This is a genomic window from Streptomyces coffeae (genome assembly GCF_016741875.1).
GTDB lineage: Bacteria > Actinomycetota > Actinomycetes > Streptomycetales > Streptomycetaceae > Streptomyces > Streptomyces coffeae.
This window is the reverse complement of the sequence record NZ_JAERRF010000002.1, coordinates 1-22,480: the sequence shown is the minus strand read 5'-3', so window position 1 is coordinate 22,480 and position 22,480 is coordinate 1. Positions and strand designations below refer to the sequence as shown.

At 70.1% G+C, this 22,480-nt stretch carries 19 protein-coding genes; 10 read left to right on the top strand and 9 right to left on the bottom strand.

The features are described from left to right. Window positions 1-3: 3 nt before the first annotated feature. A complete protein-coding gene (locus JK363_RS02550) occupies window positions 4-858 on the bottom strand; it encodes an ABC transporter permease (protein WP_201871009.1) in 855 nt (284 codons plus the stop codon). Beyond that, window positions 855-3,638, bottom strand: a complete 2,784-nt coding sequence (locus JK363_RS02545; RefSeq protein ID WP_201871008.1) for an alpha/beta fold hydrolase — start codon at window positions 3,636-3,638, stop codon at window positions 855-857. The genes JK363_RS02550 and JK363_RS02545 overlap by 4 nt, the downstream gene beginning before the upstream one ends. 175 nt (window positions 3,639-3,813) lie before the next feature. Here JK363_RS02545 and JK363_RS02540 point away from each other — a divergent pair, with 175 nt between their 5' ends. After that, entirely contained in the window at window positions 3,814-5,082 is a 1,269-nt protein-coding gene (locus JK363_RS02540; protein WP_201871001.1) for a VWA domain-containing protein, read from the top strand. Continuing rightward, complete coding sequence (locus JK363_RS02535) at window positions 5,082-5,966, top strand: hypothetical protein (RefSeq protein WP_201870999.1); 885 nt, start codon at window positions 5,082-5,084, stop codon at window positions 5,964-5,966. Before JK363_RS02540 ends, JK363_RS02535 begins: the two co-directional genes overlap by 1 nt. Before the next feature lie 210 nt (window positions 5,967-6,176). Here the strand turns inward: JK363_RS02535 and JK363_RS02530 are convergent, their stop codons facing one another. After that, window positions 6,177-6,707: a TerD family protein gene (locus JK363_RS02530; protein WP_201871639.1), complete on the bottom strand. Its 531-nt coding sequence runs from the start codon at window positions 6,705-6,707 to the stop codon at window positions 6,177-6,179. Between the two features lie 160 nt (window positions 6,708-6,867). Here JK363_RS02530 and JK363_RS02525 point away from each other — a divergent pair, with 160 nt between their 5' ends. Both JK363_RS02525 and JK363_RS02520 read left to right on the top strand, forming a co-directional pair. Continuing rightward, window positions 6,868-7,236: a BlaI/MecI/CopY family transcriptional regulator gene (locus tag JK363_RS02525; RefSeq protein WP_201870997.1), complete on the top strand. Its 369-nt coding sequence runs from the start codon at window positions 6,868-6,870 to the stop codon at window positions 7,234-7,236. Window positions 7,237-7,460: 224 nt separating this feature from the next. Then, window positions 7,461-8,138, top strand: coding sequence for a M56 family metallopeptidase (locus JK363_RS02520; protein WP_307821564.1), 678 nt, complete (start codon window positions 7,461-7,463; stop codon window positions 8,136-8,138). Between the two features lie 68 nt (window positions 8,139-8,206). Here JK363_RS02520 and JK363_RS02515 read toward each other — a convergent pair whose 3' ends face one another. The 3 genes from JK363_RS02515 to JK363_RS02505 form a co-directional block, all read right to left on the bottom strand. After that, a complete protein-coding gene (locus JK363_RS02515) occupies window positions 8,207-8,863 on the bottom strand; it encodes a DUF305 domain-containing protein (RefSeq protein WP_201870993.1) in 657 nt (218 codons plus the stop codon). Window positions 8,864-8,932: 69 nt separating this feature from the next. After that, window positions 8,933-9,415, bottom strand: a complete 483-nt coding sequence (locus tag JK363_RS02510) for a hypothetical protein (RefSeq protein ID WP_307821563.1) — start codon at window positions 9,413-9,415, stop codon at window positions 8,933-8,935. Between the two features lie 103 nt (window positions 9,416-9,518). Continuing rightward, on the bottom strand, window positions 9,519-9,998 hold the full coding sequence (locus JK363_RS02505) for a YflT domain-containing protein (protein WP_201870990.1): 480 nt from the start codon (window positions 9,996-9,998) through the stop codon (window positions 9,519-9,521). Between the two features lie 377 nt (window positions 9,999-10,375). Here JK363_RS02505 and murJ point away from each other — a divergent pair, with 377 nt between their 5' ends. Next, window positions 10,376-11,944: a murein biosynthesis integral membrane protein MurJ gene (murJ, locus tag JK363_RS02500; RefSeq protein ID WP_236075541.1), complete on the top strand. Its 1,569-nt coding sequence runs from the start codon at window positions 10,376-10,378 to the stop codon at window positions 11,942-11,944. Between the two features lie 62 nt (window positions 11,945-12,006). Here murJ and JK363_RS02495 read toward each other — a convergent pair whose 3' ends face one another. Continuing rightward, window positions 12,007-12,285 (bottom strand): hypothetical protein, encoded by a 279-nt coding sequence (locus JK363_RS02495; RefSeq protein WP_201870980.1) that lies wholly within the window; start codon window positions 12,283-12,285, stop codon window positions 12,007-12,009. A 119-nt stretch (window positions 12,286-12,404) separates the two neighbouring features. On the opposite strand from JK363_RS02495, the gene JK363_RS02490 reads away from it, so the two are divergent. Beyond that, window positions 12,405-12,773, top strand: coding sequence for an arsenate reductase family protein (locus JK363_RS02490; RefSeq protein WP_201870978.1), 369 nt, complete (start codon window positions 12,405-12,407; stop codon window positions 12,771-12,773). A gap of 87 nt (window positions 12,774-12,860) precedes the next feature. Here the strand turns inward: JK363_RS02490 and JK363_RS02485 are convergent, their stop codons facing one another. After that, a complete protein-coding gene (locus JK363_RS02485; protein ID WP_201870977.1) occupies window positions 12,861-14,498 on the bottom strand; it encodes an AMP-binding protein in 1,638 nt (545 codons plus the stop codon). A gap of 328 nt (window positions 14,499-14,826) precedes the next feature. Between JK363_RS02485 and JK363_RS02480 the strand changes: the two genes are divergently transcribed. Together JK363_RS02480 and JK363_RS02475 are read left to right on the top strand one after the other, a co-directional pair. Next, a complete protein-coding gene (locus JK363_RS02480; protein WP_201870969.1) occupies window positions 14,827-15,648 on the top strand; it encodes a hypothetical protein in 822 nt (273 codons plus the stop codon). 142 nt (window positions 15,649-15,790) lie between these two features. After that, entirely contained in the window at window positions 15,791-17,836 is a 2,046-nt protein-coding gene (locus JK363_RS02475) for a M6 family metalloprotease domain-containing protein (RefSeq protein ID WP_201870967.1), read from the top strand. A 63-nt stretch (window positions 17,837-17,899) separates the two neighbouring features. Here the strand turns inward: JK363_RS02475 and JK363_RS02470 are convergent, their stop codons facing one another. Further along, the gene (locus JK363_RS02470) at window positions 17,900-19,360 is read right to left on the bottom strand and encodes a M28 family peptidase (protein WP_201870966.1); all 1,461 of its coding nucleotides are present in this window, start codon (window positions 19,358-19,360) and stop codon (window positions 17,900-17,902) included. Window positions 19,361-19,652: 292 nt separating this feature from the next. Between JK363_RS02470 and JK363_RS02465 the strand changes: the two genes are divergently transcribed. Both JK363_RS02465 and JK363_RS02460 read left to right on the top strand, forming a co-directional pair. After that, complete coding sequence (locus JK363_RS02465) at window positions 19,653-20,204, top strand: hypothetical protein (protein ID WP_307821561.1); 552 nt, start codon at window positions 19,653-19,655, stop codon at window positions 20,202-20,204. Between the two features lie 198 nt (window positions 20,205-20,402). Further along, window positions 20,403-22,480 (top strand): type I polyketide synthase (locus tag JK363_RS02460; protein ID WP_201870958.1); only part of this gene is annotated, 2,078 nt, incomplete at its 3' end.

Genomic DNA, 22,480 nt, shown 5'->3' with positions numbered 1-22,480 from the left:
TGCTCACGACACCACGTCCTTGCGGCCGAAGCCACGGAAGGCGAGGGCGAGGAGCACCAGCGCATAGGCGACGGACACCGCCGCCCCCTTCACCATGCCGCCCCACTCCAGATGCGGCTGCAGGGCGTCCACCCAGGCGAACTGCCAGTGCGCCGGGAGGAATTCACGCCAGGACCCGAGGGCCGTGACGGCGTCCAGCACACTGCCCACGATGGTCAGCCCGACCGCTCCGCCCACCGCGCCCAGCGGTGCGTCGGTGATGGTGGAGAGCCAGAACGCGAGGGCGGCGGTGACGAGTTGGGAGGTGAAGAGATAGGCCACCGCCAGCCCCAGCCTGGCCAGGCTGTCCTCCGTGGCCAGTTCACCACCGGTGGGGATCCGCAGCGGTCCCCATCCGTAGGCCACCGTGCCGACCACCAGCGCGACCAGCGGGAGCAGCACCATGGCGGCCGCGCTGAACACCAGCCCGATGGTCAGTTTGCTCGCCAGCAGCCGCGCCCGGGGCACCGGGGCAGCCAACAGATAGCGCAGGGATGACCACCCGGCCTCGGAGGCGACCGTGTCACCACAGAACAGTGCCACCGGCAGCACCAGCAGAAAGGCGGCGGAGACGAACAGCGCGGTGGCGGCGAGATTGGCGCCGGAGGCGGTCGCGGTGGTCATCAGGGTGATCCGGTCGTCCTGCCCCTCGGGGGCGCCACCGATGGCGAAGGCGGCCACGAGGACGAACGGCAGCGCGGTCAGCACCACGGCCATCACCAGGGTCCGGCGGCGCCGCAGCTGCCGTACCGCCTCGACCCGCAGCGGCAGGGTACGGCGGGCCCGGTAGCCGGGGGCCGCATCCGTCACGGAGCTCATGCGGAGCCTCCTTCGATCAGTGTCAGGAACGCGTCCTCCAGGCGCCGGTGGGGCCCGAAACTGGACACCGGGATCTCCAGCCGCACCAGTTCGGCCAGCAGCCGTGCCGGGGCGGCCCCGTCCAGCAGCACCAGCAACCCGCCGTCGGTCCGTCGTGCGGATCCGATGCCCGGCAGCGCGGCCACCTTGTCCACGACGGCATCGCTCAGCTCCCCCTCATGGCCCACCAGCACACTGCCACCGGTACCGGTGATCTCGACGACGGGTCCCGCCTGGACCAGACGGCCGCTGTCCATGACCACCAGATGGGTGCAGGTCTGCTCGACCTCCGCCAGGAGATGGCTGGAGACGATCACGGTACGGCCGTCGGCCGCGTACCGGATCATCACCTCGCGCATCTCCCGGATCTGCGGCGGGTCCAGGCCGTTGGTGGGTTCATCGAGGATCAGCAGATCCGGCAGGCCGAGCATGGCCTGTGCGATGGCGAGCCGCTGACGCATGCCCTGGGAGTAGGTCCGTACGGCACGCTCCAGGGCGCTGCCGAGACCGGCGATCTCCAGCGCCTCCTCGAAGTGTGCGTCCTCCGCCGGGCGTCCGGTGGCCCGCCAGTACAGCTCGAGATTGGCCCTGCCGGTCAGATGGGGAAGGAAGCCCGCTCCCTCGACAAACGCGCCGACGCGGGAGAGGACGGGGGCGCCGGGCCGGACGGCCTGTCCGAAGACCCGGATCTCACCGTCGTCGGGGGCGATCAGCCCCATCAGCATCCGCAGAGTGGTGGTCTTGCCCGCGCCGTTCGGTCCGAGCAGTCCGAGCACCTGCCCCTTCTCGACCCGGAAGGACAGATCCCGCACCGCGTAGCGGTCGGCGGACCCGGCATAGCGCTTGCTCACACCGGTGATCTCCAGGGGCACATCGGCCCGTTCGGGGTCGGGAGGAGGAGCGGCCGTCCGCCGCCTGCCGGTCAGCAGCAGGCCCAGCGCCACCACGGCTCCGCCGAGCGGCAGCCCCCACACCCACCAGGGCAGCGGTGCGGGCTGGGTGTGCACCCCGGGCGCGGTGGGCACCGTGATCCCGCGGTCGGCGAGTGCCACGGTGTAGGTGGCGGGCTCGGTCGGCGAGGCGTAGCCAAGATCGGTGGAGGAGAGCACCAGCCGCAGCCGGTGGCCCGCGATGACCTCGTGGTCGATCGCGGGAAGCCGGAGGGTGACGGTACGGCCCTCCCTCGCGTCGCGGACCCGCACGGGGGTGACGAGTTGCGCGGGCAGCACCTGGTTTCCGTCCGGCCCGACGTCGTACACCTTGGCGAACAGCACGGCGTCGTCCGCGTCCGCCGTCACCCGCACGGTGACCTCCGGCGATCCGGTGATGCGCAGGGGCCGGTCCAGCGGTGCGGAGTCGAAACGGGCGAACTGGCCGGGGATATCGCTGGAGAGGCCGACACCGAACGAGGCCGCCTGCGACAGCCCGCCCACACCGGGCACCGTGGACACCGACGGCGGCCCCGCGCCGGGCGGATTGGCGAACGACTGCTCACGTCCGCGCAACCGTACGGTCCGTGGGCCGTCCGCCAGTCCCGGGTAGTGGTCACCGGTGGCGCCGCGCATCTGGACGGCGCCGTTGGTGGAGTCCACACCGCCGGTCCGGGTCACCCGGAAGGCGGGTCCGGTGTCCACGCCCCGGTCGTTCTTGAGGTGGCGGTCGAACCAGGCGCGGACCCGTCCCGCAACCCGTGAGGTCTCGGGCTCACCGCCGTCGTGTCCCCCGGCGATCCAGTCGACGGCGACCGGTGCGCCCTGAGCCTTGATGGCCTTCGCCATCGCGTCGGCCTGGCCGAGGGGAAAGAGCGAGTCGGACTGCCCCTGGAGGATCAGCGTGGGGACCTTGATGCGGTCGGCCACGGCGGACGGGCTGCGCTCCTCGAGCAGCTTCCGGGCCGCGGCGTCCGGCTTTCCGGCGACGGCGACCCGCTCGTACATCGCGCACAGCCGCTTCTCGAACCGTCCGCAGCCCCCGTCCCCGCCGCCCGCCGGGCCCGGTGGGCCCTGCCCGCCGGGTGCCGCAGGACCCTCCTCCCCGGTCCCCTGTCCGCCCCGCTCCTGCGACTCCCCCTCCGGCTCCTCCTGGCGCCCGGAGAGGTCGGCCGAACCGGTGGTGAAGAAGAGCCCGGCCCACAGCTTTTTGAACACCCCGTTGGGGAAGAGCGCATCGGCCAGGTTCCAGTAGGTGATGGCGGGCGCGATGGCGTCGACCCTCCGGTCGTATCCGGCGGCGAGCAGTGAAACCGCCCCGCCGTAGGAGGCACCGGCGACACCCACCCGCGGATCCCCCCGGTGGTCGAGCCGCACCTCCGGCCGCTTGGCCAGCCAGTCGACCATGCGCCGCACATCGGCCACTTCACGGTCCGGGTCATTGAGCCCGATCTTCCCTGTGGAGCGGCCGAAGCCACGCGCGGACCAGGTCAGTACGGCATAGCCGTCGCGGGCCAGCTCCTCGGCCTGGCCACGGACGTCGTCCTTGGACCCGCCGAAGCCGTGGGCGAGCAGCACCGCGGGCCTGCGGCCACCACCCGTGGTGAAGTACGAGGTGTCCAGGCGCGCGCCCGGCATGTCCAGCACACGGTCCTCGCGGTGCACGGACGGCCGGCCGCCGGAGGCGGCGACCGCGAAGGTGCCCGCCCCCGCGAGGACGGTGACGGCCGCCGCCGAGGCGAGCAGCCGCCGGCCCCGCGGACGGGCCGGCCGGCCCCAGAGCCACCGCAACCGGGTCTTTCGGAGTTCCATGTCTGCACCCTAGGCATGCCGGACCGACGGCGGAGCTGACAACAGACGGATTCTCATCCCCTCCCCGGGGAGTATCCGGACACGCGCCGTACACCCGGCGCGGTACGGGCGTGCTCGCCACCACGCCGCGTTACGGCTTTTGGAGCAGTCACATGATGCTCCATAGGATGCCGCGGTGATCATAAAGAAACGTCTGGTGACAGGCGCTGCCGGGCTGCTCGCGGCCCTCGCCTGCGGCCTGATACTCCCACCCACCGCCACCGCCGACGAACCGTCGCGCCCCTCCCCCAAGGTCGAACTGGTCCTGGACGTCAGCGGGTCCATGCGGGCCCGCGACGTCGACGGCGCCTCCCGGATGTCGGCGGCGAAGCAGGCGTTCAACGAGGTGCTGGACGCCACGCCCGAGGAGGTCCGGCTCGGTATCCGCACCCTCGGCGCCACGTACCCCGGCAAGGACCGCAAGGTCGGCTGCCAGGACAGCAAGCAGCTGTATCCGGTGGGCCACGTGGACCGCACCGAGGCCAAGGCCGCCGTGGCCACCCTGCGCCCCACCGGCTGGACACCGATCGGCCTGGCACTGCGCGGGGCCTCCAAGGACCTCGCGGGCGACGACGCCACCCGCCGGATCGTGCTGATCACCGACGGCGAGGACTCCTGCGGCCGGCCCGACCCGTGTGATGTCGCACGTGAACTGGCCGCCGACGGCACCCACCTGGTCGTGGACACCCTCGGGCTGACCCCGGACCGCAAGGTCCGTGAACAGCTGAGCTGTATCGCCGAGGCCACCGGCGGCACCTACACGGCTGTCCAGCACACCGATGAACTCTCCTCGCGGATCAAGCAGCTGGTGCGGCGCACCGCCGAGACGCCCGTGCAGACCCCCACCGGGGTGCAGGGCGCGGCGCAGTGTGCCAAGGCCCCCGAGCTGGGCACCGGCCTGTACAACGACCGTGAGCGCTTCGGCGAACACCGCTGGTACCGGATGAAGGTGGCTCCCGGCAAGGAGCTGCGGGCCTCGGTGAGCGTGGCGGCGGACCGTGCCGTCGACCCCGACTACGGCGTCCTGCTGCGCGCGGTGACACCGGGCGGCCGGGAGCTGGTGCGTGGCAGCGAGGCGGGCAGCGGCCGTACGGACGTCATCTCCACCGGGCTGCGCTACCCGGTGGCCGACGCGGACGACGACGAGGACACCACGCCACGGACGGTGTGTCTGGAGCTGAGCCAGTCGTTCTCGGCCCCCGCGGGCGTCAAGCGCACTCCGGGCCTGCCGGTCGAGCTGGCCGTGGACGTGGTCGACAACGACGAGCCTCCGGCGGACGTGGCCGCCTTCGGTCTGGGGCGCGGCTGGGTGCTGCTGGGTGTGCTCGCCGTGACCGGCCTGGTCGCGGGATTGGTGTGGGGCTGGGTGGCCCGCTGGCGTATCACCGTCTGGAGGTCCAACTGATGCGAGCCCTTCGGAAGGCGGGCGCCGCGCTCGCCCTGTGCGCAGCGGCGCTGTTCACCGCCGCTGCCCCGGCCGTCGCGGACGGCAACGACGGCAAGGACGCCCAGAACGGCAAGGACGGTCTGACGGAGGCGGGTACGAACTTCCGTACCGCCACCGCGCTCGAGCAGGGCGAGAAGGCCACGGCCACCGCGTCCACCGGTGATTATCTGTACTGGGCCGTCCCGGTGGCCGCCGGGCAGGTCCCCACGGTCGAGGCGAAGGTCAAGCTGCCGGACGCGTCCGCCCGCCACGGCGGCGCCACCTGGCAACTCGATGTGTACGACGGGCTGCGCCGCCACCAGCCGTGTGCGTCGGGCAGCCCGACGCACCACGCGGACCAGCAGGACACGTCAGTGAGCCTGAGCTGCACGGTGCGTCAGGTGCGGTCGTGGTCCGAGCGCTGGGCCAACGATCCGCTGCCGGGCGCCTATTACCTGCGGCTGACCGTGGTGGATCTGCCCGAGCAGGACCTCGGTCTGCCGATCGACGCGGAGGTCACGACGACCGCGCGGGACGCGGGCGGCAAGCACGCGGACGGCGGGGAGCTGGCCGAGCCGCTCAATCCGTCGCTGCGGGCGGGGACCATCGCCGAACCGGACTCCGAACCGCCGAGTGACGCCGACTCCGGCTCCGGCTCCGACTCCGGCGATGCCGATGAGGACTCGCCGCGGGCGGTCGCCGAACCGGAGGACGGCTGGGGTTCCGGCTGGTGGTCGGACCGCTGGGTGTGGACCGCGGGCGGCGGGGCCCTGGGGGCGCTCGCCGCGGTGGGCGGCTACACCCTGACCCGGGGGCCGCGCTCGTCGGGCACGGGCTCGGGCCGCCCACCGGCCGATGGCTGACAGCAGCCCGTAGACGCCGCTGTTCCGTCCCTGCCGGGCGGAACAGCGGCGCCGTCCCCTTCCCCTTCCCGTGGCGGACACCGGACCGGTCCGCGTACGCCTGCACCGGGCAGCCCACTCGGCGCGCTCAACCGAAATACGCGGCACCGCTGTTCTGCGCGTCAATGATTCATGGAGAACCATGAGAGCGGTCGTGAGACGACAACTCCCTCAGGAATAATCCTTGCCCATCAGTCGCGTGAATTCACCCGGGTCCACATCGAAGCCGCGAATGGCACTCTGAATTCTCCATTCCCCCGAGTCGTCACGGGTGAATACGGCAACGGTGGCGGCGGTGGCCGCGGAGACACCGGAGAGGTCGCTCTTTATCAGCTCGGTGTACCCCTCGGCGATCCGGACGCTGGTGCCCTCGACCTCGTCGAAGGTCTTCCGTCCGGCACCCTGCTGGATGGCCACGCCCACGACGACCCGGGCGTACTCGGGCGACAGCCGATCGAGCTCCACGGTCATGGCCTCGTCGACACCAAAGCCCTGACCGGTACGGCTGTCCCTGTTGAGGGTGATGGTGCCGTCGGGAGAGCGGCTGTCGAAGTGCACAAGATACGCGGGCTCGCCGAACGGATCGGCGGCTTGGTAGGTCGCGGCGACGATGTCGAGATCATTGGGCGGCTCACCTGTGGGGCTGGGATCCCACTTGAGTGCCACCTCGATTTTCCGGAGACCCTTGCTGAGACCAGTCACACAGACTTCCCTTCTTCGGATCGTTCTCCGATGTCGCGTACGGATGCCGTCAATCCTATCGCGCGGCAAGGGGAGTTGAGGATTTCCCGGAGGTGCCCGCAGCGCGTCCATGAGGGGTCTCTACTATGGAGCTGCGTACAAACGGAGGAAGGAAGCGTCCATGCGACGGTTGGGGGAGCTCGAGGCGGAGATCATGGACCGCCTCTGGGCGTGGCAGCGTCCCACGACGGTGCGGGACATCGTGGACGACATCAATGAGCACCGTCCCGTCGCCTATACCACGGTGATGACGGTGGCCGGCATCCTCTACAACAAGGGCTGGTTGCTGCGCGCCAAGGAGGGCCGCGCCTGGGTGTACTCGCCGGTGCGCAGCCGTGAGGAGTACACCGCCGCGCTGATGGAGGACGCGCTCGGCACCAGTGAGGACCGGACGGCCGCCCTCGCCCACTTCGTGCGGCAGATGGGCCCGGAGGAGGTCAACGCCCTGCGCAAGGCGCTGCGGACGGCCGGACGGCGACCCCCGGCGTGACCGACGCGCTCGCGCTGGTCTGCTATGCGGCCGTGGTCGGTGTTCTGGTTCCGAGGGCGCTGTCCCGCGGCACCTGGTCGTATCGCTTCCCCGCCCTGGCTGTTGCGATGTGGCAGGGTCTGGCCGTGTCATTCACGATCGCGGTGGCATTGGCCAGTTACCACCTCATCACCCCAACTGGGCATCTTCATAATGGAATGTCCGGCTTGCTCCGGTTCTGTGGGTTGACACTCCACACATATCTCCCCGGTCTCATGGGCGTTCCGGCCGTAGCCGTACCGGTCGGTGTGACACTTCTCCCATTGATGTGCTTCGGCCACCACCTCCTACGGGCCCGACGCGCCCGCGCCCGCCACCGGAGCGTGCTGGACCTGGTGGGTCGCCGCTCGACGCGGCTGCGTGCCACGGTGCTCGACCACGAGACACCGGTGGCGTACGCCCTGCCGGGCCGCCGGCCCCGGATCGTCGTCAGCTCCGGCGCGTTGCGGGTGCTGTCGCCCGCCCAGCTCGACACCGTGCTGGAGCACGAGCGCGCTCATATCGCGGGCCGCCACCATCTGGCGCTGGCCGCGGCCGAGGCGTTCGCCACGGCGTTCCGGCGGCTGCCGCTGGCGCGTGCCTTCAGGGAGCAGACGACGCTGCTGCTGGAAATGGCGGCGGACGACCGTGCGCTGCGCCGCCATCCGCGCGAGGTGCTTGCCTCGGCCCTTTACGCCATGGCGGCGCAACAGGCGCCGCAGGGCGCGTTCCCGGCCGGCGGCGCGGACGCCGTGGTCCGGCTGCGGCGGATGCTGGCTCCGTCCAGGACCGCGCATCCGGCGCTGCGGGGCGTGGTGGCGGCCGGGGCCGCAGCCGTACCGCTGCTTCCGCTCGTAGTCGGCTGTCTGCCCGGCCTGACCTGACCCGCGGGGCTGTGTCACGGCCCCTGTCGCTCCGGCCCCGGCGGGCCGGAGCGACAGGGGTGCCCGCGTCAGAGCCGGTCGAGGATGGTGTGCAGCGTGGTCACTTCCGCGGACTGACCGGTGATGATGTCACCGGCGAGCTTCTTGGCCGCGGCGTTCCGCCCGTCCTTCTGTTCGTCCTTCGCCATCGCGATCGCACCTTTGTGGTGCTCGATCATCAGACGCGCGAAGTCACGGTCGAAGGTGACGCCCTTGGCGGCCTTGAGCCGGTCCATCTCCTTCTGCGACATCATGCCGTCCATGTCGTGCCCGTCACCCGAGCCGTGGTCCATGCCCGGCATACCGTCCGCAGGGGTCGGCTGCGGCTTGCCCCAGGACTTCAGCCAGGAGCTCATGGTCCTGATCTCCGGGTCCTGCGCCTTCTCGATCCGCGCGGCGAGTTGCTTGACCTGCGCGTCCGACGCCCGGCCGGGCGCCAGCCGGGCCATCTCCAGCGCCTGCTGGTGATGGGGAATCATCATCTGCGCGAAATGGACATCCGCGCCATTGAAGGCGCCGTTCGTGGAGCGCGTGGTAGCCGAGGAGTGTGCGCTCCCGTGTTCCGCGCCCTCCTTGCCGTCCTGGCCGCCGCAGGCGGCGAGCAGCAGCCCTGCCGCGACGGCGGCGCTCACCACCGCGAGCCGGCGACGGAGCGGCCCCCGCGGGGCATGGGTGATTGCGGTCATGTCGATGTACCTCGTTTGCCGGTGATGGTCGGTTCTGTGGTCGTTCCTGCGCAGTGGCGCGGGTTCGGCCTATATCCGCAGAACCGACAGGGCGACGAGGTCGGGCCCGGGTGTGGGAGGACGCGGCCGCGCGGCGGCGGAGAGCGGGGTGGAAGGCCCCGGGGGCGGTACACGACGACAGGTGAGGGCCGCACACAGCAGCCCCGTGAGCACCCAGACACCGAGCACCGCCACACACAGCGAGGCCATGTCCATCGCGGCCATGGGCTCGCGCGGCTCGGCCATGGGTGCGGATTCCCGCTCTCCCGCCATCGGCTCCGCCTGATGGTGTCCGTCCTGGACGGACAGGGTGCGGACGTGGCCGCCGTGAGTCGAGTGATCGGGCGCGGAGTGCGAGGCAACGGACACATGGTGCGCCGAGCCGCCCCCACCCGAGCCGGAGTCACCGTCGGGATGACCCATGGTGTGCATCACGAGGACGCCCATGGCCAGCACGACCACCAGCAGAAGCCGGGGGAGCACGCCCCCGCGCACACATCCGCCGATGTTCACCACTGCCCCTCCGCATGCCGGCATGAACCGCCTCGGAGACCCACCCTACTGCTAAGGGGGTTAGTACGTGCGAAGAGGGTGGCACGAGGGCGCCCTGAGCCGGTCAGCCCTCTCGCCAGCCGAGTTTGATCAGCATGTTCTTCGCCTCTTCGGCCACCTCGGCATCGGCGACCACGTCGTACCGGGCAGCCACGATCTGGCTGCGTGAGGCGAAATCGCGCCGTCCGCCGCTGAGGGCGTGCCCCACAAAGCCGAAGATCGCGCCGAACACCGCGCCGTAGACGATACCGCTGATGATCAGCACGATCACGTTGTGGCCACCAGCCGCGAACACCGACAGCAGCAACCCGATCAACAGACCGAACCAGGCACCGGTACCGACACCGGCCAGCGCCGCACGGCCACGGGTGAGCCGCCCGAGCACCGTTTCCACCATGCGCAGATCCGAGCCGATGATCGCCGTGTGTTCCACCGGGAACTTGTTGTCGGACAGGAAGTCGACGGCACGCTGGGCTCCGGCGTAGGTCGCGTACGAGCCGACGACCGGACGGTCGACCACCGACGGCGGCGGTTGCTGGGTCATCGCAGGACTCCCTCCGTCAAGGAGAGCCTGCGTCCGCGCCGCTTCCCTCGCAACGGGAAGCGACATAGCGGGATACATCCTCTAAAATGCGCACCTGCTGTTGAGGCCCAGGCGCCGACGCTCGCCCCTCTGACGGTGTCAGTGGAATTCCCGCGGCATTCCCCTACCCGCCGTCTCCGCATTTCCCCCGGCGGAAAACGGACCCCCACCGGTCCACCCGCGGAATGGCATCCCGCACGCCCCGGTAGATTGCCCCCATGATCGAGAAGACAGGGGCGGAGACGGATTCGCGGTCACGGGGGAAGCGCAAACGGGCACGGCACACCACCCGAAGGCGGGACGGCGCCCCGGGCGGGCTGATGCGATCCTCCGTACTGATGGCGCTCGGCACGATGGTGTCCAGAGCCACGGGGCTGATCCGGCAGGTGCTCCAGGCCGCAGCGCTCGGCACCGGCCTGCTGGCCAGTACGTACAACACCGCCAACACCGTGCCGATGAGCCTGTACACGCTGCTGATCGGCGGCGCCCTCAACTCCGTGCTGGTGCCCCAGCTGGTGCGTGCCCGCGCCGAACAGCCCGACGGCGGGCGGGCGTACGAACAGCGTCTGGTCACCCTGGTGCTCTGTGTGCTCGGTGTGGGCACACTGCTCTCCGTATGGGCGGCCCCGGAAATCGTCAGCATCTACCGGGACGACTCGCCGCACACCCATGCCGCCTTCGAGCTGACGGTGGTCTTCGCGCGCTTCCTGCTGCCGCAGATCTTCTTCTACGGCGTGTACTTCATCATGGGCCAAATCCTCAACGCCCGGGGCAAGTTCGGGGCAATGATGTGGACCCCGGTGCTCAACAACGTCATCCTCATCGCCATGTTCGGGTGGTACGTCGGACTGCTGACCGCACCCGAGCGGGTGGAGGACATCACAGCGGCGCAGGTGCGGCTGCTGGGGATCGGCACCACCATCGGTATCGCGCTCCAGGCCCTCGCGCTCGTGCCCTACGTCCGTGCCGCGGGCTTCCGCTTCCGGCCGCGCTTCGACTGGCGCGGCACGGGGCTGCGCAAGAGCCTCGTGGCGGCCCGGTGGACACTGATGCTCGTGGTGGCCAATCTGGTGGCGCTCGCGGTGGTGACCAACTTCGCCAACGCGGCCGACCAGCAACTGCCCACCTCCGGAGTGGGCTACTCCGCGTACTCCTACGCCCAGACCATCTGGCTGCTGCCGCAGTCGATCGTCACGGTCTCACTGGTCACGGCGCTACTGCCGCGGATGAGCCTGGCCGTGGCCGAACACCGGCTGGACGATCTGCGCCATGACCTCTCCCGCGCGCTGCGGACCAGTGGTGTGGTGATCGTGCCCGCCGCCTTCTTCTTCCTGGCCTTCGGTCCGCAGATCGCCCAACTGCTGTTCGCGCACGGCTCCTCGGACGCCACCACCGCACTGCCGCTGGGCCAGATGCTCCAGGCGTTCGGCCTCGGTCTGATTCCGTATTCCGCGCAGTATCTGCTGCTGCGCGGCTTCTACGCCTTCGAGGACACCCGCACCCCGTTCTGGATGGCGGTGTGGATCAGCGGGGTGAACATCGCCCTGGCCGTGGCCTGCCATCTGCTGCTCCCGGCGCGCTGGTCGGTGACCGGTATGGCCGCGGGCTACGCCGTGTCGTACGCGGTGGGGCTGCTGTTCACCGCGCTGCGGCTGCGGCGCCGGCTGGAAGGGCGGCTGGACGGCAAGCGGCTGTGCCGCACCTACGGCAAGCTGACCGCGGCGGCGGTGGCGGCCGCCGGGCTCGGCTGGCTGGTGGCCCGAGGCTGCTCCAGCGCCGTGGCTTCCTCGGCCTGGGCTCCCGTACTGGGTCTGGCCGGAGGGTGCGTCACCATGGCGCTGCTGTTCGTCGTGCTCGCCCGGGTGCTGCGGATCGGCGAACTGCGGAGCCTGCCGGGGCTCGGCTGACCCGGCGCGCTACGGAGCTGCCCGCCGCGCCCGACAACGGGCGCGGCGGGCGGCCGGGGCGGTCAGCGGCTGTCGTGGCGGATCAGGGAGCGCACCATACGGCAGGTGGTGTCGGAGGGCGGATGCACTCCGATCCGGGCCGCGGTGGTGCGTATCCTGCGGTTGGGTGCCTGCTCGGCGCGGTACACACCGGAGTTGAGCAGGGCGATGGCCAGGCGCATGGCCTTCAGCCGGCGGTTGTGGGACTCGTACCACTCGCGCGGACGGCCCGCGGGCATCCGCTTCTTCGGCAGGGTCGGAAAGCTCGGCAGGTCCGGAAGAGGTGTTGCGGCAGTGGCCATCGGCATCCTCCTGAGACGGTCGGGATCCTTCCCTTTCACTGCCTCCATTCTACGGCTGGGCACTGACAAAGCCCCCTGGTCAGACCCGGTCTGAGTGGTCTCGGGGTACGGTGTTCGGCATGGAGATCTGGATCAATCCGGCGTGCTCGAAGTGCCGCAGCGCGCTCACTCTGCTCGACGCGGAGGGCGCGGGGTACACCGTCCGCCGCTATCTCGACGAGGTACCGAGCCAGGACGAGATCCGGGCGGTGCTGACGCGGCTCGGGCTCGAGCCGTGGGACATCACCCGGACCCAGGAGGCGGCGGCGAAGGAGCTGGGGCTCAAGGACTGGCCGCGTGAGGAGAGCGCGCGGGACCGGTGGATCGCGGCGCTCGCGGAGCACCCCAAGCTGATCCAGCGGCCGATCATCACGGCGGACGACGGCTCGGCGGTGGTGGGGCGCACGGAGGAGGCGGTGCGGGAGGCGCTTTCGCGCTCCCGGACCTGATCATGTGCCCGACCGTGTGAACGGCCCCGGCTCGCGTGCGGCGCACGGAAGCCGGGGCGGCGGTCGGGCGATGGCGGAAGCCGGGGTTCAGCGGCCCCGGCCGGAGCTCGCTTGCGGACGCAGCAGGAAGCGCTGTGTCTTGCCGCTGGAGGTTTTGGGGAGTTCCGCCACGAAGTGGATGCTCCGCGGGTAGGCATGCGTGGCGAACCGCTCCCGCACCAGCTGCTGGAGTTCGGCGGCGAGCGCGTCGCCGGGCTCCGCGTCACCGGGGCGCAGCACCACGAACGCCTCCACCATCTCGCCGTACTCCTCGTGGGGCACACCGACCGCGGCCGCCTCCACCACGGCCGGGTGCTCCAGCAGCACGCTCTCCACCTCGAACGGGCCGATGCGGTAGCCCGCCATGAGGATGACGTCGTCGCCGCGCCCGGAGAAGAACAGATCGCCTTCCTCGTCCCGGGCCGCGGTGTCACCGGTGTAGAACCAGCGTCCATCGGGGCTGAACTTCTCGGCCGTCTGCTCGGGGGCGTCCCGGTAGCCCTGGAACCACATCAGCGGGCTGGCAGGGATGTCGATCACAACGCGGCCGGGGATGTCCGTCTTGGCCACGGCGGAGTTGGTGTCCTCGCGGAGTACCTTGACCGCCCAGCCGGGCATCGGACGGCCCATGGAGCCGGGCTTGATATCGGTGCGCAGGGCCGGATGCCAGGCGTGGCAGATGGCCATGCCCAGTTCGGTGGAGCCGTAGTGGTCGCGCACCGGCACACCGAGCGTCTCCCGCGCCCAGTCCACGACGTCCGGGGGCAGCGGCTCACCGGCCGCGGAGCAGCAGCGCAGCCGCAGGTCGTCGGGGGCGGGCAGCTCCGAGGCGCGCAGCTTCCGGTAGACGGTGGGTCCGGCGGTGAAGTTGGTGACGCCGTAGCGGGAGAGCACCGCCCAGGTGGACTCGGCGGAGAACAGACTGTTGAACAGCAGGCTGCGCTGCCCGATGGCGAGGGGCCCGATGATGGCGTAGTAGAGGCCGTAGGCCCATCCCGGGTCGGCGGCGTTCCAGTACACGTCCTCGGGACGCTGGTCCAGGCCGAATTCCTGGTACATGACGAAGCCCGCGACCGCCCGCAGCGGGATCGGGACGGCCTTCGGAGTGCCCGCGGTGCCGGAGGTGAACAGCTCCACGATCGTCGCGTCGCCGCCCAGGGCCACCGGCTCGGCCTGTGGTGTATGTCCGGCCTCCAGCGCGGCGAAGCCCAGGTCGTCCCCCTCGACCGGACCGGTGGTGACGATCCGCCAGGGCCGCTCGGAGGGGAAGCCGGACTCCAGGTCCAGCTTCGGGCGCTGATCGGCATCGGTGATCACAACCTTGGTGCCGTTGCCCGTGGTCCGCAGCGCGATGGCCGGCGGTGCGAACGCGGTGAACAGCGGGACCTGGACGGCCCCCAGGCGCCAGATCGCGAGGGTCGCGACCAGCAGCTCGGCGGACTTGCCCATCAAGGTGGCGACACGGTCGCCGACTCCCACCCCCAGGTCGGCCAGCGCTCCGGCCATGCGCGCCGAGCGGTCGCGCAGTTCACCGAACGTCATGTCATGGCCGGTCAGGTCCTTGCCCACCAACGTGAACGCCACGGCGTCGGCCGGGTGCCTGTCGCACAGCAGGTGCGCCGTGCTCGCCGCTGGCTCACCGAAGGTCTTGAGCAGGTCAGCCATGCGCTGTTCCGGGCTGGTCAAGAGGGCTCCTAGTGCTGGTATCCACGAGTCGCGCCAGACGGGAAGCCGCTCGGTGAAGCCGCCCAGCCTGGAGGAGCGCGGGTGCACCTCGCCTTCCGGGTGTGCTGATCCCGGGTGTGATGGGCCACGTTCCCGGGCCGTACCGCAGCCTCCCGTTGGCTTGTACACGCTATCGCGCTTTGTCGCCCGCCCGGCAGCCGTCTACGGGTACGGAACGCCGCAGCGGCCGATCCGCGTCCGCTTCGCCCCCAACGCCCGCATGGCCCGCCCCCCATCGCTGTGCCTCCCGGTGCGCCGGCCCCACCGCCGTATGGGTAGCGTGGCCCGCATGTGTATCTCGATGGCCCCGGCCAGGTTCTCCGGCACCACGGTGTACGCGGGGCGCCGTCACCACCCGGAGCACGGTCTGATCCATGTGCTGGGCTATCAGAACACCGCGGTCAATCTGGCCACCGGGCCCAACGCGATGCTGCTGCATCTGCCCGCCCTCCCCATGACCCGGCAGAACTTCCTGTCCGCGGGGAGCTCCGACGACATCTTGAAGCGCATGGTGGACGCGGTGCGTCCCCTCCCGGTGGCCGCCCCTTCGGAGATGATCTGGATGAGCCGGAGCCGCGCGCCCGTGGTGGAGGTGTTCGACCACGACGTCTACACGGTACTGCTCGCCCGCGATGCCATCGCCATCACCGAGGCGCTGTACCAGGTGGCGCCCCGCAAGCGGCCCCGGATCGATCCGCGGCTGCTGGAGTTCTACGCGGAGCGGTACCCGTGCCACACCATCGCGGTGTGCTGCTTCGACAACGCCGACGCACAGCGCGCCAAGCCCCTGCTGATGTGGTACGAGCCGCTGGAGCCGGACCAGTTGACACTGCCCGCGCTGGACTGCCACACCGGCGGGCCGCCCGACCTGGACGCCGAGGTGTCGGTGGACCACTGGGTGCTGTTCGGCACCGACGAGGCTCCGGAGAGCTGGGGCGAACCCGTCGACTATCCCGCGGGGATGCGGCATGAGCTGCGCGGCTTCCTCCCCGACACGGTGATGGGCGCCTATTACGGCCAGGACGCCCTGCCCAACGGGGACTTCGCCCTGGCACACGACGATCTGCTCGCCGGGGACCTGGACCGCATCCGGCGGCTGCGGCCGGTGTGATCCCGGGGCGGGCATCCGGGGCAGACGTCACAGCGGCACTCTGGCGCCGCCCCCTCCACCGGCTTACCTTGGGCAGCGGTAGGCATACCGTTCGCACGGCTTGTCATGTCTGAGCCCCAAGACGCCCGACAAGAGGTGAGCCTTGTTCCTCCGCCGAAGACGAGTCCGCCGCTTAACGCTCGTCACCACCGTCCTCGCCACCCTGGCGGCCGTCGCCGCCGGACCCGCCCGCGCCACCGCGGACGGCACATCGTCGGCTCGGCCCACCGGACCACCGCTGGTCCAGCCGATCGACCCCCAGCACTGGCGCAACCCGGACGATATGACCTGGGCCGACTACCGCGCGGTCCCCGGCACCGACTGGGCCGATCCGTCGGTCGAACCCACCCAGCGCACCTTCAAGGGCGCCCTGGTCCTCCTGGACTACCCCGACGAGGAGTTCACGGTCAGCAGACCGGCCGGATCGAACCGGTTCGGCAATCCGCAGCCCACCGCCGCCGGGATCCCCCGTCATCGCCTCCCCAGCTTCTACCGGGACTTCCTCAACAAGCCGGGTCCGCTGAACCACGGTCACACCATCAACGAGTACTGGATGGAGGACTCCGGTGGACGCATCGGTGTCGATCTGACCGCCTTCGGTGTGTACCGCATGCCCTGGAAGTCGTACCAGTACGGCGTCGAGGACTCGATGAACCCGGGCGCCTGCCCTGCCGGGGACAGCTGTGGCAAGGACATCCGCGCCGACGCCAAGGCGGCGTGGACCGGCGACATCGGCTCCGACGAAGCGGCGAAGTTCGACTTCGTCTTCTATCTCACCGCCGGGGAGGACGAGTCCTCCACCTGGCAGGAGTTCGGCCAGATGAAGTTCGCGAGCGCGGGCGACGTGCCCGCGGTGTGGGGCCCGCCGATCCCCACCGGGAACAACGCGGCCAGGACCCGCTATGTCCCCTGGACCTCCTGGCAGGCCGCCGCCCGTATCTGGCCGAACGCCGCGGACGGTTCGTCCCTCCAGGCCGAGAGCTCCGGAATGGCCGTCTACGCCCATGAGTTGAGCCATATCCTGGGCATCGGCGACAACTACAACAACCCGTACGGCACCCCGCTCAGCCGCGCCTACACCGGTATCTGGGGCATGCTCTCCCGGGGCTCGTTCAACGGCCCCGGAGGCCCGCACACCCGCTGGCGGATCCCCGCCACCGCGGGCGCTTCGATGGGCGCCCAGCATGTGCTGCGCGACAAGCTGAAGCTGGGCATCGTGGACGAGCGCAATGTCCTGCGGCTGGACCGCGCCGCTCTCCAGGACTCCGGGCTCGTCACCGCCCGGGTCACCGCGCGCTCCGCCCCACCGGGGAAGAAGGGGCTGTCCGGTGTCACCATCGCCATGGACAAGGACCTCTCCCCGCCCTGCGACCGCGACACCGATCCGCTGTGCGACGGCGGCGGCTACGACCACTACACGCTCGAGGTCGTGGACCGGATGGGCATGGACTCCTTCACCCCGGACCACGGAGTGCTGCTCAGCAAGACCAAGGAACAGGACCGGGCACCGTTCGCCTGGGTCATCGACGCACATCCCGAGGACATCGACCTGGTGGACTTCGAGCGCCCCGACGGCACCCCACAGAAGATCACCATGGGGGACTACCGCCAGCTCAGCGACGCGCTCTTCCACGCCGGGGCCGACTCCGGCAGCCAGTACGAGTACGTCGACAAGGCCAACCGGCTGCGCTTCTACGTCCTCGATCTGCACCGGAACCGGTCCGGGGTGCTCTCGTACACCGTGGCCGTCCGCTCCCTCGACGGCGACGGGACACAGCGGCGCGGGCTGGCCGTCGGCCGTGGCCAGGCGACGGGCAAGCCGTCCGAGGGCCGGGCCCGGTGCACCTTCGCCCTCGCCAACACCGGCGACGCAACGGCCGAAAAGGGTGACCGGCCCGGGAACACCAGTGCCTCCACCACCTCCGATGTGTACCGGCTGTCGGCCACGGCCGCCGGGCGGGGCTGGTCGGCCTGGCTGCCCAACCGGCTCACCACCGCCGAGGCCGGAACCTCGGTGGACGTAAACGTGGCCGTGACCGCGAAGAAGGGCGCCGACCGGCACGGCAAGGTGCTCCTCACCGCCCGTTCCGAAAGCGACCCCCGCAAGACCGCCACGGCCCGCTGCGCACTGACGGCGTCGGGCCGCTAGACACCTCCGATCGGAGGACGGCCCGCCGGATCCCGGCGGGCCGTCCTCACACCCTGCCCGGCGCTACTCCGTCGTGTCCTTGGTGTCCGACGTGTCCGTCGTGGCCTGTGCGTTCTCGATCGGCACCCGGAGGGTGTCCGGTTCACAGCCGACGGTCCCGGCGATGATCCGTGCCGCCCCCATGGTGAGGGGCACCAGGCTCTGCTGATCGACCTTGTCCGGGGTGTCCCGCGGATCGAAGATGTACATCGGCGTGGTGATCAACTGCACCAGTGGCACACCGGTGTAGTAGAAATACGCGCCATCGGTCGCGGGGTTGGGCGCGAAGGCGGTCGGCGACAGGATCCATGAACGCCGCAGATCCTCCGCCGCGATGGACTCGGCCACCAGCCGCTCCAGCTGCGGCGCCTGGGTGGTGAACCACCAGCGCACCTCGGGATCGTCGGTGGGCACGACCTCCCCGTCGACCACCACCGCCTCCCGGGCGGCGTGCTCCAGATGCATCTCCAGGACGACCTCGGGGAACAGCTCCGGATGCGCCGCGATAAAGGCCTGGGTGCCCGCGGCACCCGCCATGTGGCCGGAGGTCAGCACGAACAGCATGTTGTGCGGCCGCAGTTCCCGCGGCACCGACGCCCAGAACGTGGCCTGCGCCAGGACGAGGGCGACACCGGAGGCGTCCTCGACCGCGGAGGCCCACGGACCGTCGTGATGGGAGCCGACGATGACCCAGTGGTCCGAGGCGCCGGGAAGTGTTCCCACCACATTGTGGGTGGTCTCCTCGGTGATCGTGGCGTCGGAGACGATCCGCCCCTCGCACTCCCCGGACGCCATCAGCTCACGGACCTTCCCCCCGTCCTTCCCGCTCAGCCAGATACCGGGGATCGACCGCCGCTCCGCGTCGTAGGGCCAGTAGAAGTCACTGGTCTCCCAGGGCAGTCCGGTGAGCAGTCCGACATAGGCGGTCGCGCCGTCCTTGATGGCGATGTCGAAGTCCAGCACATGCGGAAGGTCGAACGGGACGGTCTGGACGAGATCGGGGAACACACCCTCGGGGTCGTAACAGTCGGTGGCCCGGGCCTGCACCTCCGTCTGCGGAAGCCGGGTGAAGCCGATCTCCTGTACGGCGATTCGGCCGCGCACCTCCCCCTCCTCCATGCGGACGAGGTGTCCCTCGGTCCCCTCGGTGGGGGTGGTGTACGGCAGGGCGAGCCCGGAGAAGCGGGTGATGTCATCGGGACGGTCCGCCGACCAGATCTCGAAGGTGGCGGACCGCGGTCGCCAGATCGGTGTGTCCAACGGCTCCAGACGGACGTCCTCGAGCCCCGTCTCCCGGAACTGGTCGGCGGCCCACTCCTCGGTCCAGCTGTCGGCCGGATATCCCGCCCGGCGAATACCCTGGCTGACGATCGATTCGATCCAGGTCATCATCTCCTTCGAGCTGGGTGCCCGGTCGATGTACTTTTCCAGGGCCGGCCAGCCGTGTGTGACCGAGGACTCACCCAGTCCGCCAGAGTCGCCCATCGCCATCCTCCTTATCGCGAACGTCCGGTTCATGGTCGGCGATATCACTAAAGCTGGACTAAGGCGAAGGACCTAGCGGCGCGTTAGATCACCTTTAGTGCGGACGCAAATGATGGTCGCCGTATCGGCGCCCGATGATCCGCCGGGCGCTGGACCGAAGGCCAGGCCCCGATGACCGGTGGAGTTGAGTGTGCGTACCCACGGAACAGAAGGACAGGATCCGCTTCCCCCGGCGCGCGGGGCGAGGTGGGTCGGGCGACGCGTCCCTGTCGGTGTGGTCGGCCTGGCTGCCGTGAGCGTGGTCGCGCTCACCATGAGCCCGGTGAACGCCGAACCCGACACCCAGGGCAAAAAGCCGCCGCGGTCCACCAATCCGCTGCCCGCACCGCCCCAGATGCGCGATCTGGACTTCCTGCTCGGCACCTACACCTGTGACTACACACCGCCGCCGGGCGGAAAGCCGGCGGTGCTGGGCATGACCACGAAGAAGGCCATGGGCGGCCATTACTACTACACCGACGCCACCCTGGAACCCGGAAAAGTCGTCGGGCGTTCCTCCTTCGGCTGGAATCCCGTCGACAATACCTTCATCAACCAGTACCACGACAACTGGGGCTCGTCCGGAAATTACTCCTCACCGGGCTGGAAGAACGGGCATCTCATGTTCAAGGGCCCGCTCAACCAGGTGGTGACTCCGGACGCCGGCGGCAGCACCGAGGGAATCAAACTGGGCCTGGTCGACGATTACCAGATCCTCGGTCCTGGACATTTCAGGGACAACACGAGTTTCACCTTTCCCGATGGAACCGTGCTGCGGGGAAGCTACGACTGCCACCGTCGGTAGCGCACCGGACGGTCCGGGCGTCCGGCCCTGACCGGGCACGTTCCGTCCCGCCGCGCACCCGCTGGTTCACCGCTCAGCTCCCGAAACAGCTCGTCCGCTCGTTCCGCCCTTTCAGCCCGTTCACCCTTCAGCTCGTTCGGCCCGTCCAACGAGGCATGAGGTCGCCGGTTCTCGTCGAGGGAAGTGGGTACGCCGCCAATGGCGAACAACGAAGAGAGGCTTCTCGACTACCTGAAGCGCGTCACGGCGGACCTGCGTCAGACTCAGCGCCGTCTGAAGGACGCCGAGTCGGCCGGACATGAGCCGGTCGCCATTGTCGGGATGGCCTGTCGATTCCCCGGGGGCGTACGGTCCCCCGAGGAACTGTGGGAGCTGGTTGCCGCTGAGCGGGACGCCATCACCGAGCTGCCGACGAACCGCAATTGGGACCTGGACAACCTCTTCCACCACGACCCGGAACACCCGGGCACCAGCTATTGCCGCGAAGGCGGCTTCATCGACGACCCCGCCGGATTCGACGCCGCTTTCTTCGGCATCAGCCCGCGCGAGGCACTCGGGATGGCACCGCAGCAGCGGCTGGCTCTGGAAGCATCGTGGGAGGCCATCGAGTACGCCGGTATCGATCCGGAATCGCTACGGGGCAGCCGCACCGGCACCTTCATCGGCTGTGACCACCTCGACTACTGCTCGGACGTCTCACAGGTACCCGAGGGCTCCGCCGGATACTTCACGATCGGCAACTCGGCCAGTGTGGTGTCCGGCCGGGTGGCGTACACCCTGGGTCTCGAGGGAGCCGCGGTGACGGTGGACACCGCGTGTTCCTCGTCGCTGGTGGCCATGCATCTGGCGTGCCAGGCGATCCGCCAGGGCGAATGCGAACTCGCCCTGGCTGGCGGGGTCGCCGTGATGTCCTCGACGGCGCCGTTCATCGGCTTCAGCGAGCTGCGCGGCCTCGCCCCGGACGGCCGGTCCAAGGCGTTCTCGGCCGACGGCGACGGAATGACGCTGTCCGAGGGTGTCGGCGTGCTGCTGCTGGAGCGGCTGTCCGACGCACGGCGCAACGGCCACCGGGTACTGGCGGTGATCCGGGGCACGGCCGTCAACCAGGACGGTGCGAGCAACGGCCTGACGGCACCCAACGGCCCGTCGCAGCAGCGGGTGATCCGGCAGGCACTCGAGAACGCCCGGCTGTCGCCGTCGGAGGTGGACGCGGTCGAGGCGCACGGCACCGGGACCACACTGGGCGACCCGATCGAAGCCCAGGCGCTGCTGGCCACCTACGGGCAGGAACGCGACGACGGACAGCCGCTGTTGCTGGGATCCATCAAGTCGAACATCGGCCACGCACAGATGGCCGCGGGCGCGGCGGGCGTGATCAAGATGGTGATGGCAATGCGGCATGAGCTGCTGCCCGCCTCACTGCACATCGATCAGCCGACCCCGCATGTGGACTGGAGCGCCGGGGACATCCGGCTGCTCACCGAGGCCGCACCGTGGACGCGGACCGACCATCCACGCCGGGCGGGGGTGTCCTCTTTCGGTATCTCCGGCACCAACGCCCATCTGATCCTGGAGCAGGCTGCCGAGCTGTCCGACGCGGACGAGACGGGGCCGGTGAGCGCGGGACCGCCGGCCGGGCCGATGCCATGGGTGGTGTCGGCGCGGAGTGCGGAAGCGTTGCGGGACCAGGCGGCGGCGCTGGCCAGGCGGGTGGAGGACGGCGATGCCGATGTGGGCCCGGCAGAGGTGGGCTGGTCGCTGCTGACCTCGCGGACCCTGTTCGAGCACCGGGCCGTGGTGGTGGGGGCGGAGCGCGAAGAGCTGCTGGCGGGTCTGGAGGCACTGGCCACCGGTGAACCGCACCCGGGTGTTGTGGGGTCGGGCGAGGCTGTGGCCGGGGCGGGCCGGACGGTGTTCCTGTTCAGCGGGCAGGGCAGCCAGCGGCCGGGCATGGGCGCCGGGCTGTACGACCGTTTCCCCGTCTTCGCCGAAGCCTTCGACGACGTGTGTACGCTCCTCGATCCGCATCTGGAGCATGCACTGCGCGATGTGGTCTTCAGCGATGGCACGGAGCATGCGGATCTGCTGGATCACACGACGTATGCGCAGGCGGGGCTGTTCGCCCTGCATATCGCATTGGCGAGACTGCTCGCCTGGGTGGGCGTCCACCCGGACGCGGTGATCGGCCACTCCATCGGCGAGATCGCCGCGGCACACATCGCCGGGGTCTTCGACCTCCCCGACGCCTGCCGACTCGTCGCCGCACGCGCCACCCT

Coding starts and splice junctions, on each gene's coding strand:
- JK363_RS02490 (WP_201870978.1), top strand. CDS start 12,405: ATGGAGATCTGGATCAATCCGGCGTGCTCGAAGTGCCGCAGCGCGCTC.
- JK363_RS02535 (WP_201870999.1), top strand. CDS start 5,082: ATGCGAGCCCTTCGGAAGGCGGGCGCCGCGCTCGCCCTGTGCGCAGCG.
- JK363_RS02505 (WP_201870990.1), bottom strand. CDS start 9,998: ATGACCCAGCAACCGCCGCCGTCGGTGGTCGACCGTCCGGTCGTCGGC.
- JK363_RS02480 (WP_201870969.1), top strand. CDS start 14,827: ATGTGTATCTCGATGGCCCCGGCCAGGTTCTCCGGCACCACGGTGTAC.
- JK363_RS02550 (WP_201871009.1), bottom strand. CDS start 858: ATGAGCTCCGTGACGGATGCGGCCCCCGGCTACCGGGCCCGCCGTACC.
- JK363_RS02525 (WP_201870997.1), top strand. CDS start 6,868: ATGCGACGGTTGGGGGAGCTCGAGGCGGAGATCATGGACCGCCTCTGG.
- JK363_RS02545 (WP_201871008.1), bottom strand. CDS start 3,638: ATGGAACTCCGAAAGACCCGGTTGCGGTGGCTCTGGGGCCGGCCGGCC.
- JK363_RS02495 (WP_201870980.1), bottom strand. CDS start 12,285: ATGGCCACTGCCGCAACACCTCTTCCGGACCTGCCGAGCTTTCCGACC.
- JK363_RS02470 (WP_201870966.1), bottom strand. CDS start 19,360: ATGGGCGACTCTGGCGGACTGGGTGAGTCCTCGGTCACACACGGCTGG.
- murJ (WP_236075541.1), top strand. CDS start 10,376: ATGGCGCTCGGCACGATGGTGTCCAGAGCCACGGGGCTGATCCGGCAG.
- JK363_RS02515 (WP_201870993.1), bottom strand. CDS start 8,863: ATGACCGCAATCACCCATGCCCCGCGGGGGCCGCTCCGTCGCCGGCTC.